9 protein-coding genes are annotated in these 11,466 nt (G+C 73.6%); 4 read left to right on the plus strand and 5 right to left on the minus strand.

Annotated features, from left to right (window positions below; all coding sequences use genetic code 11):
• Window positions 1-139 precede the first annotated feature (139 nt).
• Window positions 140-2,188: a prolyl oligopeptidase family serine peptidase gene (locus DFQ13_RS23520; protein WP_110081366.1), complete on the minus strand. Its 2,049-nt coding sequence runs from the start codon at window positions 2,186-2,188 to the stop codon at window positions 140-142.
• Window positions 2,189-2,277: 89 nt separating this feature from the next.
• Entirely contained in the window at window positions 2,278-3,834 is a 1,557-nt protein-coding gene (locus DFQ13_RS23525; RefSeq protein ID WP_181400124.1) for a mucoidy inhibitor MuiA family protein, read from the minus strand.
• 174 nt (window positions 3,835-4,008) lie between these two features.
• Between DFQ13_RS23525 and DFQ13_RS23530 the strand changes: the two genes are divergently transcribed.
• Both DFQ13_RS23530 and DFQ13_RS23535 read left to right on the plus strand, forming a co-directional pair.
• The gene (locus DFQ13_RS23530) at window positions 4,009-4,863 is read left to right on the plus strand and encodes a M23 family metallopeptidase (RefSeq protein WP_035280074.1); all 855 of its coding nucleotides are present in this window, start codon (window positions 4,009-4,011) and stop codon (window positions 4,861-4,863) included.
• A gap of 173 nt (window positions 4,864-5,036) precedes the next feature.
• Window positions 5,037-6,029: a DUF4192 domain-containing protein gene (locus DFQ13_RS23535; RefSeq protein WP_035280072.1), complete on the plus strand. Its 993-nt coding sequence runs from the start codon at window positions 5,037-5,039 to the stop codon at window positions 6,027-6,029.
• 74 nt (window positions 6,030-6,103) lie between these two features.
• On the opposite strand, the gene galE is transcribed toward DFQ13_RS23535, so the two are convergent.
• From galE to DFQ13_RS23550, 3 genes are all read right to left on the minus strand, one after another.
• Window positions 6,104-7,060 (minus strand): UDP-glucose 4-epimerase GalE, encoded by a 957-nt coding sequence (galE, locus tag DFQ13_RS23540; RefSeq protein ID WP_035280071.1) that lies wholly within the window; start codon window positions 7,058-7,060, stop codon window positions 6,104-6,106.
• 91 nt (window positions 7,061-7,151) lie between these two features.
• Window positions 7,152-8,330 (minus strand): galactokinase, encoded by a 1,179-nt coding sequence (gene galK, locus DFQ13_RS23545; protein WP_110081368.1) that lies wholly within the window; start codon window positions 8,328-8,330, stop codon window positions 7,152-7,154.
• Window positions 8,327-9,022 carry a metal-dependent transcriptional regulator gene (locus DFQ13_RS23550; RefSeq protein WP_035280068.1) on the minus strand — a complete coding sequence of 232 codons (696 nt, stop codon included), beginning with the start codon at window positions 9,020-9,022 and terminating at the stop codon, window positions 8,327-8,329. The genes galK and DFQ13_RS23550 overlap by 4 nt, the downstream gene beginning before the upstream one ends.
• Before the next feature lie 105 nt (window positions 9,023-9,127).
• Here DFQ13_RS23550 and DFQ13_RS23555 point away from each other — a divergent pair, with 105 nt between their 5' ends.
• Together DFQ13_RS23555 and DFQ13_RS23560 are read left to right on the plus strand one after the other, a co-directional pair.
• Window positions 9,128-10,003, plus strand: a complete 876-nt coding sequence (locus DFQ13_RS23555; RefSeq protein ID WP_110081369.1) for a sulfurtransferase — start codon at window positions 9,128-9,130, stop codon at window positions 10,001-10,003.
• A 283-nt stretch (window positions 10,004-10,286) separates the two neighbouring features.
• A complete protein-coding gene (locus DFQ13_RS23560; protein ID WP_110081370.1) occupies window positions 10,287-11,465 on the plus strand; it encodes an acetoin utilization protein AcuC in 1,179 nt (392 codons plus the stop codon).
• Window position 11,466: the final 1 nt, after the last annotated feature.

Genomic DNA, 11,466 nt, shown 5'->3' on the forward strand with positions numbered 1-11,466 from the left:
GGGCACGGCGAACGGGTGGGCGTCCGCGGTCCGGGAGGCCCGGCCGGGCCGTCGTGCGGGCAGTTCGGAGTCCTCGGCCCACAGCGCCACGTCGCCCGCGTCTGTGGCGAGGCAGTGCAGCGCCATCACCGCTCAGACACTACCCAGCGGCACCGACACCCCCTTCCGGCGCCAGCGTCCGCAGCAGGAACTCGTAGACGATCGCGGACATGAAGGCGCGCTGCGCGTTGTCGGCCGCCGCGCCGTGGCCGCCCTCGATGTTCTCGTAGTACATCGGCTCGAAGCCCAGTTCCCGCATCCGCGCGGCCATCTTGCGGGCGTGCCCGGGGTGCACCCGGTCGTCGCGGGTCGAGGTCACGAAGAACACCGGTGGGTACTTCGTTCCACTGTGGACGTTGTGGTAGGGCGAGTAGCCCTGCAGGTAGGCCCAGTCGGCGGGGTCGTCCGGGTCGCCCCACTCCGCCATCCAGGACGCGCCCGCCAGCAGCAGGTGGTAGCGGCGCAGGTCGAGTAGCGGCACCTGGCTGACGATCGCGCCGAACAGCTCCGGGTAGCGGGTCAGCATCACACCCGCGAGCAGGCCGCCGTTGCTGCCACCCTGCATGCCCAGCCGGTCCGGGGTGGTGATGCCGCGGGCGACCAGGTCCTTCGCCACCGCCGCCATGTCCTCGTAGGCGCGCGGCCGGTTCTCCCGCAGCGCGGCCCGGTGCCAGGCGGGCCCGTACTCACCGCCACCCCGGATGTTGGCCACCACGTAGGTGCCGCCCTGCTCCAGCCAGGCCCGGCCCAGGCCGCCGGAGTAGCCGGGGGTCAGCGAGACCTCGAAACCGCCGTAGCCGTAGAGCAGCGTGGGTCCGCCGGGCTGCTCACCGCGCACCACGAAGTACGGGACCTTCGTCCCGTCGTCCGAGGTGGCGAAGTGCTGCTCGACGGTGAGGCCGTCGGTGTCGAAGAACGCCGGGGCGCGCCGCAGCACCTCGACCTCCCCGCCGATCTCGCCGCGCATCAGCGTGGACGGCTGGAGGTAGCCGCTGACGTTGAGCAGGTACTCGTCGGAGTTGTCCGGGTCGGTGTCCAGCACGTCGGCCGAACCCAGCTCCGGCGCCCCGGGCAGGGACTCACGGGCCCAGCCGTCCGCGCCGGGGGTGAGCACCTCCAGCCTGGTCTTGACATCGGACAACTCGTTGAGGATCAGGTGGTTGCGGGTCCAGGCGTACCCGCTGAGCGAGGTGCGCGCGTCCGGCTCGAACAGCACGGTCAGCTCGCGGGAGCCCGCGAGGTAGGCGTCGAAGTCGGCCGCGAGCAGGGCGCCGGTCGGGTAGGTCGTGCCGTTGACCTCCCAGTCCGAGCGCAGCGACACGAGCAGCCACTGCCGGTGCACGTCGGTGCTCGCGTCGTCCGGCACGTCGATCCTGGTCAGCGTGCCGTCCGGGGCGCGCAGGAACTCCTCGCTGCTGAAGAAGTCCGGGTGCCTGCCGACGAAGTCGCGTTCGAAGCCGGGGGTGCTGTCGTGGTAGGCGAAGGCGCTGACGTCGTCCGGCTTGCCCTCGAAGACGGTCTCCGCCTCCTCCAGCGGGGTGCCGCGCCGCCAGGACTTGATGACCCGGGGGTACCCGCTGGCGGTCATCGAGCCGTCGCCGAAGTCGGTGCCGACGTACACGGTGTCCGCGTCGATCCAGCCCACCCGGGACTTGGCCTCGGGCAGGGTGAACCCGTCGGCGACGAACTCGCGCGCCTCGACGTCGAACTCGCGGACCACCGCCGCGTCCGCCCCGCCGCGCGACAGCTCCACCAGTGCCAGCCGGAAGTCGGGCCGCAGCACCGCTGCGCCCGCCCACACCCAGTTCTCGCCCTCGGCCTCGGCGAGCGCGTCCACGTCCAGCAGCACCGTCCACTCCGGGTCGCCGCCGCGGTACTCCTCCAGGGTGGTCCGCCGCCACAGCCCGCGCGGGTGCGCCGCGTCCTGCCAGAAGTTGTAGAGGTGCTCCCCGCGGCGGCGGGGGTAGGCGATCCGGTCGTCGGCGTCGAGGACCTCGCGCAGCCGGCGCCTGGTCGTCTCGAACCGCTCGCCGCCGGTCAGCGCGGCGACGGCTTCGGCGTTGCGCTCCCGCACCCAGGCCAGGGCCTGCTCGCCGGTGACGTCCTCGAGCCAGAGGTGGGGGTCGTTGGTGGTGTCGGCGTCGGTCATGGGGCCAGTTTGCCACCGAGCCGGGTCGGGCCGGGGAAGTTGTCCACAGGCCCGATCGCAGCGGGGGGACGACCGTTGCGGGTCCTCCGTCAGTCGCGCCAGCCGGTGATGGTCACGCCCTTGGCGATGTCCACGCGGAACCCGAAGGAGATCTCACCGGTCTGACCCGGCGGCAGCTCCATCCGCCAGGTCACCTCGCCCAGCTCCGTGGTCTCGGCGGGCTGCGGGTGCAGGGCCACGTCCCGCACGACCGCCGATTCGACGCGGGAGACCGGGAGCTGGTCGATCACGGTGACCCGGGCGGGGTGCGGACCGTAGTTGCCCACCTTGATCCGGTAGGACACCTCCTGCCTGCGCGTCCCGCCCATCACCGCCTTGCCCGCCGCGCGCCGGACCAGCTCGCGCTCCACCCGCACCCGGTCGTCGATGCCCAGGGTCAGCTCGATCTCCTCGCCCGGCGCCCACGGCGCCAGGTCCGTCACCCCGACGAACTCGCTGTCGTGGAAGATCGACGCCCGGCCCGGCCGCAGCGCGTGCTCGGAGGTGTTGACCACGGTGGCGCGCAGGTAGGCCTCGGGACCGCGCAGCGGGACCGTCACGTGGTCGACCGCCGCGGGCAGGTCCACCGCGGCCACGGTCGTGCGGTGGGCGCCGCCGTCCGAGGGCACCGCGACCGGTCGCGACGGGCGGTAGGTGGTCGACGCGGTGCTGTGCTCGACCGCGGCCACCGCCTCGGTCATCGCCTTCGGGGCGGGGACCGCGCCACCGGGCGCCGCGGCCATCGGCATGGCCGCGCCGTAGTTCGCCTGGGCGGCCATCCTCGGTGCGGGCGGGCGCGGTACGTCGAGGTACCACGGTGCCAGCTCCGGGATCTCGACGGTGGTCGCCGGGCGCGCGGTCGAGAGCCGCAGCTCGCACTCCGGCCAGTCCTCGCCGCTGTGCTGGGTGACGAGCCCGTACCAGGTCAGCCGCAGGGTGCCGCCGGTCAGCCGCACGTCGTAGCGCGATTCCCACCCCGCCGCGTCGACCAGGTACGAGACTTCCAGCTCCACCTCGCCCGCCTGGTCGGCCCCCAGCTCGACCTCGACGACCCGGCGGTCCGGGGCGCGTTCGCGGCCGCGGTCGGCGATCCGCCGCTGCGCCTCGTCGTGCTCGGCCTGCACGCGCTGCCGGGTCTCGGTGAGGGCGCGCCGCTCGCGCAGCACGGCGGCCAGTTGGCCCGCGAGCGCGTCGCCCACCTCGGCCACCCTGGCGGGCTCGGTCTCGCCCTTCGCCAGGGCCTGGGCGAACGTGCTGCCGGTGCGCGTGCCCAACGCCGTCAGCAGGTCGACCCGGGCGCCGAGGACGGTGTCCTGGTCGCCGAGCTCGTGCAGGCGGGCGCGCAGGGCGTCGCGGCCGGCCTCCAGCTCGGCCAGGGCACCGTCCGGGGTGCGGGCGTTGTGCTCGTGGCGCACGTCCACTCCCAGCACGGTCGCCGGGCCGCGGCCGCTGACCCGGACCGAGTCGGGGTGCAGGCCCAGCGGCAGCCCGCCGACCCGCGCCCGGTGCTCCCCGGGCTCCACCGCCACCCTGCCGCGCCTGGTCACCCTGGCCTGTCCGGGGTAGACGGTCACGGCGACGATCGGGGCTTCCACGCGAGTCTCCACGCCGGGGAGGCTACCCACCGGACCCGGCACCCGTCCCCGGATCGCCTGCGGTCGCGGGTCACCCGGACACCCCCTTGTTCGCCAAACCCTCACCCCTTAATCGGTGGGAAAGGCTTTGGGTCTGCGCACGGAGCGTGGTCGTATCGCTCCGAATCGACGTTTGCGGAGGTGGAGATGGGTAAGGTACGGAAGCTCATGACCCTGGTGGGCACCGCCGTCGTGACTGCGGGTGTGCTCGTCGTCGGGGCCGGTGTCGCGTCCGCGGCGCCTTCGTTCCAGCTACCGTTCCCGTGCAACCAGGTGTGGTCGGGGCAGACCCGCACCAACCACAGCCCGGCGAACGCGGTCGACTTCAACCGGACCAACGACGACGGGGACCCGGTGGTCGCCGCCGCGGGCGGCACCGTGTCGCGGGTCGCCAACGAGGGCAGCACCAGCTACGGCCGGTGGATCGAGATCGACCACGGCTCCGGCTGGCGCACCCGGTACGCCCACCTCTCCGCGCAGCGCGTCTCGGTGGGCCAGAGCGTCGCCCAGGGCGCCCAGATCGGCAACGTCGGCAACACCGGCGGGTCGACCGGGGCGCACCTGCACTTCGAGGAACTGCTCAACGGCGTCGCCCAGCGAGCTGTGTTCAACGGTGCCACCGCGCTCTACTGGGGCACGAAGAACTACACGAGCAACAACAGGTGCTCCGGCAGCTCCAACCCGTACACCGCCGAGGAGGTCTGCGGCAGCGCGTTCAGCCAGATCGACTCCGCCGCGCTGGGCACCGCGGGCCGCGTCTACCTGATGTACAACGCCTCCACCGGCAGCAACTGCGTCGCCACGATCAAGTCCACCTCGATCGGCTCGGCGTCGTCGGTGTCCGCCTTCCTGGAGGTCCAGGGCGGCACCCGGACCACGGACTCCGGGTCGTTCGCCTACTACGCCGGACCGGTCACCAAGTCGGCCGCGGCCAAGTGCGTGAAGTGGGGCGGGTCCGCGGGTTCGTCGACCTACACCAGCGCTTTCGAGCACTGCGGCTAGGTTCTTCACTCTACAGAGGACAGTCGGCCCGGCCGACGGAGGTTAGCAGGAAGGCCCGACAAGTCCGCTGATCCGGCGGCCCCGTCGGGCCTTCCTGTCCACATGGGTCAAATTCATCCACAGGCGGGAAGAACCCCTTTCGGCCGCCACGGCCGCGGTCGCACTGTGGACCCATGACACCGACGCCACTGCGCACAACCCTGGCCCTGCACGACGGCGGCGACCTCGTGGCCGCCGTGCCGAACCTCCTCGGCTTCCACCCGGTCGACTCGCTCGTCCTGATCACGGTCGTCGAGCGCCGCGGCGGGGGCGACGCCGCCATCGGCACCGTGATCCGGGCCGACATCCCGGTGCCCGAGGACTACGGGGGGATGGCCAGACACCTCACCGAGATCACCACCGGCCACTCCGCGTCCGCCGCGTTCCTCGTGCTGGTGGGCGGTGAACGCCTGGCGCACAAGGACCTGGTGCGGCGCGTGGTGGTCAACCTGGAGGCCGCCTCCGTCACCGTCCCGCACGCCCTGTGGGCCCCGGCGACGGTCGAGGGCCAACCGTGGTGGTGCTACGCGGACTGCGCCTGCACCGGGACGGTCGTCGACCCGGACACCTCGGCCCTGGCCGTGGCGATGACCGTGGCGGGCGCCGTGCGCTACCCCGACCGGCAGTCGCTCGCCGACACCCTGACCCCGGACCCCCGGGTCGACCTGGCCCGCCGCGCGGCGCTCATCCGGTCCGCCACCACGCCGCCCGACCCGTCGCTGATCGACGAGACCATCTCGGAGATGTTCGCCGCCGGTGCGAGCGACCCGCCCGCACCGGAACCCGAGCTCGACGACGACCTGGTCGCCGGGCTGGCGATCGCGCTGTCCGATGCGGACATCCGGGGCCACTGCCTGACCATCGCCCTCACCGAACGCGCCGGGGTGGCCGAACGCCTGTGGACGCGCCTGGTCCGGATGCTCCCCGACCCGCACCGGTCGGTTCCCGCCTGCCTGCTGGCCGTGCACGCCTACCTGCGCGGAGACGGCGCCCTCGCTCAGATGGCACTCGAGCTCGCGAACGCGGCCGACGCGGACAACAACCTCGCCGCGCTCATGCGCGCCTGCCTGGAACGGGCCCTGCCGCCGGACGAATTCCGCGACATGATCACCCGGTCGATCGGCTGATGACCGGTCGGCACCGGCGCGCCGCGGCCGGACCGGTCGGGGCCACCGCACCCGGTGGCCCCGACCGGGGGCGGTCAGCCGCGGGCCCGGGTGAACTCCCAGGCGTCGCTGATGATGGTGGTGAGGTCGGCGCGCTCCGGGGACCAGCCGAGCACCTCGGCGGCGGCGTCGGCGGAGGCGACCAGGACGGCCGGGTCGCCCGCGCGGCGGGCGGCGAACTCGGCGGGGATCGGGTGGCCGGTGACCTCGCGGCAGGTCTGCACGACCTGCCGGTTGGAGAAGCCGGTGCCGGTGCCCAGGTTGAAGACCTGGTGCTCGCCCTTGACCGCGTGCTCCAGCGCGAGCAGGTGCGCGGCGGCCAGGTCGAGCACGTGGATGTAGTCGCGCACGCAGGTGCCGTCGGCGGTGGGGTAGTCCTCGCCGTAGATCGAGATCTTGTCCCGGGTGCCCATGGCGACCTGCAACACGATCGGGATGAGGTGGGTCTCGGTGGTGTGCCGCTCGCCGAAGCCGCCGTAGGCGCCCGCGACGTTGAAGTACCGCAGGCTCACCGCGGCCAGGCCGTGCGCCTTGGCGTAGGAGGTGATCGCGTGGTCGATGGCCAGCTTGGTGGCGCCGTAGGTGTTGGTCGGGCGGGTGGGTGCCGTCTCCAGGATCGGCACCTGCTCCGGCTCGCCGTAGGTGGCCGCCGTGGAGGAGAAGACCAACCGGGGCGTGCCGTGCTCGCGCATGGCCGCCAGCAGCTTCAAGGAGGTGAGCACGTTGCCGTTCCAGTACTTCGCCGGGTCCACCATGGACTCGCCGACCAGTGACTTCGCCGCGAAGTGCAGCACACCGTCGTACCCCTCGGCCAGCAGGTCGCCCGCCGCCTCGCCGATGTCGGCGCGGACGAACCGGGCACCCTCGGGCACCGCGTCCTCGTGGCCGGTCGACAGGTCGTCCACCACGACCACGTCGTGGCCGGTCTCGACCAGTCGGGCCGCGCACACGCTGCCGACGTACCCGGCCCCACCCGTCACGAGCAGCTTCACCGTGTTCCTCGCCTTCGTTCGTCTGTTGTTCGGGATCTCTCATCCGCGGGTGCCCCGCGTCCTCCGGCTCGTGCCCGGGGCCGAGCGGATGTCACGCGTCGCGGCGCGCGCCCGCGGACGGCACGGCCGTGAACATCCGCGGCGCGCCCAGGCCCGCGCGGTCGTAGGCGGTCGACACCGCCTCGCGCACCGCGTCAGAGCGGTCCAGGGGCACCAGCGCGATCGCGGAGCCGCCGAAGCCACCGCCGGTCATCCTGGCCCCCAGCGCGCCCGCGCCGACAGCCGCCTCCACCGCCACGTCGAGTTCGCGGCAGGAGACCCGGTAGTCGTCGCGGAGGCTGGTGTGCGAGGCGGTCAGGTGGGGACCGATGTCGGCCAGCGCGCCCGCCCGCAGCGCGGTCACCACGGTCAGCACCCGTTCGTTCTCGGTGACCACGTGCCGCACCAGCGGCCGCAGGTCCTCCGGCAACGCCGCCAGCGTCTCGGCCAGGCCCGCCGCGGGCACGTCGCGCAGGGCGGGCACGCCGAGCAGGGCGGCGGCGCGCTCGCAACCGCGCCTGCGCTCGCCGTAGGCGGAGTCGGCCAGCGAGTGCTTGGTCCTGGTGTCGATCACCAGCACCTCCAGGCCCGCGGCGGCCGCGTCGAACGGGACCTGCTCGCGGGCCCCGGAGCGGACGTCGAGGAACAGCGCGTGCGCGGCCACGCAGCACAGCGAGGCGGTCTGGTCGAGCAGGCCGGTGGGGGCGCCGACGAAGTCGTTCTCCGAGCGCTGCACCCACCGGGCGACCTCGGCCAAGGTGGGGGAGGAGTCCTCGTCCGGGACCACCCCCGCCAGACCCAGCAGGGCCAGGGCGACCGCGCACTGCAACGCGTGCGACGAGGACAGTCCCGCTCCGGCTGGGACGTCGCCGGAGATGACCAGGTCGGCACCGCCCTCGGCGACACCGGCCTCGCGCAGCGCCCAGGCCACGCCGGAGGGGAAGGCCGCCCAGCCGGTCACCGAGCCGGGTTCCAAATCGGACACCGCGGCGGGGCGGGCGCGCTGCGGCACGCCGTCGTCCCCGACGGTGATCATGGTGAGCCTGCCGTCCGCGCGCGGGGACGCGGCGACCGCCACCCGGTGCGGCAGGGCGAACGGCAGCACGAGGCCGTCGTTGTAGTCGGTGTGCTCCCCGATGAGGTTGACCCGACCGGGGGCCGACCACACCCCGTCCGGGGGGTGGTCGAGGAGCCGCCGGAACCGCTCGGCGGCTCGATCGAACGGGCTCACCTCGCGCGGACCAGGACCGCGTGCAGGACCGCGGGCGCCAGCTCCGCGGAGTTGCCCGCGCCGGTCACCTCGATCGAGTTGCCGTCGCCCTTGGACGGGCCGACGTCGACGACGTTGCCGGGCAGGATGCCGACCGACTTGAGGTCGGCCATCAGGTCCGGGTCCAGTTGCACGTGCTCGGCGATCCGGCGGATCTCCACCTGGCCGCCGCCGCGCCTGGCCACCTCGTCGATGCGGACCAGACCCGCCTCGACCGGCGGCGCGGGCTCCCCGTCGCCGAGCTTGTCCAGCCCGGGGATGGGGTTGCCGTACGGGGAGGTGGTGGGGTTGCCGAGCAGGCGTACCAGCTTGCGCTCGACCGCCTCGCTCATCACGTGCTCCCACCGGCACGCCTCGCTGTGCACGTGCTCCCACTCCAGGCCGATCACGTCGACCAGGAGGCGCTCGGCGAGCCGGTGCTTGCGCATGACCGCGACGGCCAGGGAGCGGCCGTGGTCGGTCAGCTCCAGGTGCCGGTCCCCGGCGACCACGAGGAGCCCGTCGCGCTCCATCCGGCCGACGGTCTGGCTCACGGTCGGACCGCTCTGCCCGAGGCGTTCGGCGATCCGGGCGCGCAGGGGGACGACGCCCTCCTCTTCGAGTTCGTAGATGGTGCGGAGGTACATCTCGGTGGTGTCGATGAGATCGTTCACGTCGGTTCCCCTTCGTCACCACCATGTTAGCCGCTCCCCCCTCCGGAGCAGCGTGCCCGTCGCGGTGGGTGACCGGCTCGGCCCCGGTGGGGTGGCTTCGGCAGGATGGGCGGCGTGGGTACCTTCACCAGTCCGCTCGTGTCCGCCGCCGACCTCGCCACTTCGCTGGTCGGACCCCTCCCGCCGGTCCTGCTGGACGTCCGCTGGCGGCTCGGGGGTCCGCCTGGGCGTGAGGAGTACGACGCCGGGCACGTCCCCGGGGCGGTCTTCGTCGACCTGGACACCGAGCTGGCCTCCCCGCCGGGGGCCGGGGGCAGGCACCCGCTGCCGGACCCCGCCGATCTGCAACGCGTGCTGCGCGCGGCGGGGGTCGGCGCGGACCGGCCGGTGGTGGTCTACGACGCCGACAACGGGTCGGTCGCCGCCCGGGCCTGGTGGCTGCTGCGGTGGGCGGGCCACGTGGACGTGGCCGTCCTCGACGGCGGGTACGCGGCCTGGGTGGCCGGGGGCGGGGCGGTCAGCACGACGGTGCCGACGCCCGACCCGGGGGATGTCGTGGTGCGTCCGGGTGGGATGCCGGTGCTCGACGCGGACGGCGCCGCCGCGCTCGCCGGGACCGGGGTGCTGCTCGATGCGCGGGCACCGGAGCGCTACCGGGGTGACGTCGAGCCGGTCGACCCCAGGGCCGGGCACGTGCCGGGAGCGGTCAACGCCCCATTCGCCGGGCACGTGGGGCCGGACGGTCGGTGGTTGGTGCCCGAGGCGCTGGCCGCGCGGTTCGCCGGGCTCGGGGTCGTGCCGGGCGGTCAGGTCGGCGCCTACTGCGGGTCGGGGGTGACGGCGTCGTCGGTGGTGCTGGCGCTGGAGGTGGCCGGGGTGACCGGGCCGCAGGCGCCCGCCGCGCTGTACGCGGGCTCGTGGTCGGCCTGGTCGGCTGACCCGACCCGCCCCGCCGCGACGGGAGACGAACCCGGCCACTGACCTGTCCGGCGGCCGGGCCTGAGTTGCCAGGGTGCCGGTCCCGTGCGGCTGGGTGCCGAGGCGCCTGCTCGGTGGGCAAGCCACTGAGGTCGAGTCACTGGGGTGCAGCCACTGGGTTACAGCCCGCTGGGCTCGGGCCACCGAGGTGCCCTGCTTGCTGTGCGTCAGGCGCGGGGCTTTGGAGCTGGATCGCTGTGGTCGTGGGGGCTGGGCCGCAGGGCGGTGGTCAGTGGCGCGGAGCACTCACGGCTCCGGGGGGTGGGTGGGCCACTAGGGTGCTGGCATGGGTGATGGAGCCGCCACTGTCGTCTGGGATGCCGCGCTGCTCGACTACGACCTGGGCGGCGACCACCCGTTCAACCCCATCCGGCTGGAGCTGACCATGCGGTTGGCCCGGGCGCTCGGGGTGCTCGACGGGGTGGAGCTGCACGTGCCGGAGGCCGCGAGCGACGCCGACCTGGAACGCGTGCACGAGGTGTCCTACGTCGCCGCTGTGCGGGAGGCGCCGATGGCGTCGTGGGACGTCGGGCACGGGTTGGGGACCGCGGACAACCCCGTGTTCGACCGGATGCACGCCGCTTCCTCGTTGGTGGTGGGGGGGACGCTGTTGGCGGCGCAGCGGATCGCGGCGGGGGAGAGCCTGCGGGCGGTGAGCATCGCCGGTGGGCTGCACCACGCCATGCGGGACCGGGCGGCCGGGTTCTGCGTGTACAACGACTGCGCGGTGGCGATCTCCTGGCTGCTGGACAACGGGTTCGACCGCGTCGCCTACATCGACGTGGACGTGCACCACGGGGACGGTGTGCAGGCGGCGTTCTACGACGACCCCAGGGTGCTGACGATCTCGCTGCACCAGCACCCGGCGACGCTGTGGCCGGGGACCGGGTTCGTCACCGAACTGGGCTCGCGGTCGGCGCAGGGCAGCGCGGTGAACGTGCCGCTGCCGCCGCGCACCCGTGATCCGGACTGGCAGCGGGCCTTCCACGCCGTGGTGCCCTCGCTGCTCGGGGCGTTCAAGCCGCAGGTCCTGGTCACCCAGTGCGGGGTGGACACCCACGAGGAGGACCCGCTGGCCGACCTGTCGCTGTCGGTGGACGGGCACCGGGCCACCTACCGGGCGCTGCGGGCGCTCGCCGAGGAACACGCGGGTGGGCGCTGGTTGGCCACCGGCGGCGGGGGTTACCAGCTACTGCGCGTGGTACCCCGGTCGTGGACCCACCTGTTGGCGACCGTGCTCGACCGGGACCTCGACCCGGCGACGCGGGTGCCCACCGAGTGGCTCGACACCGTGCGGCGGGTCGCGCCCAACGCCGACCTGCCGTTGGCCATGGGGGAGGGCACTGACACCGCCTTCGCCCCGTGGGACGGGGCGTTGGAGACGCCGGTGGACGCGGCCATCCGCGACGTGCGCCGGGCGATCTTCCCGCTGCACGGCCTCGACCCGGACGACCCTAGGGACTGAC

It is taken from the genome of Actinokineospora spheciospongiae (assembly GCF_003182415.1).
GTDB classification, from domain to species: Bacteria; Actinomycetota; Actinomycetes; order Mycobacteriales; family Pseudonocardiaceae; genus Actinokineospora; species Actinokineospora spheciospongiae.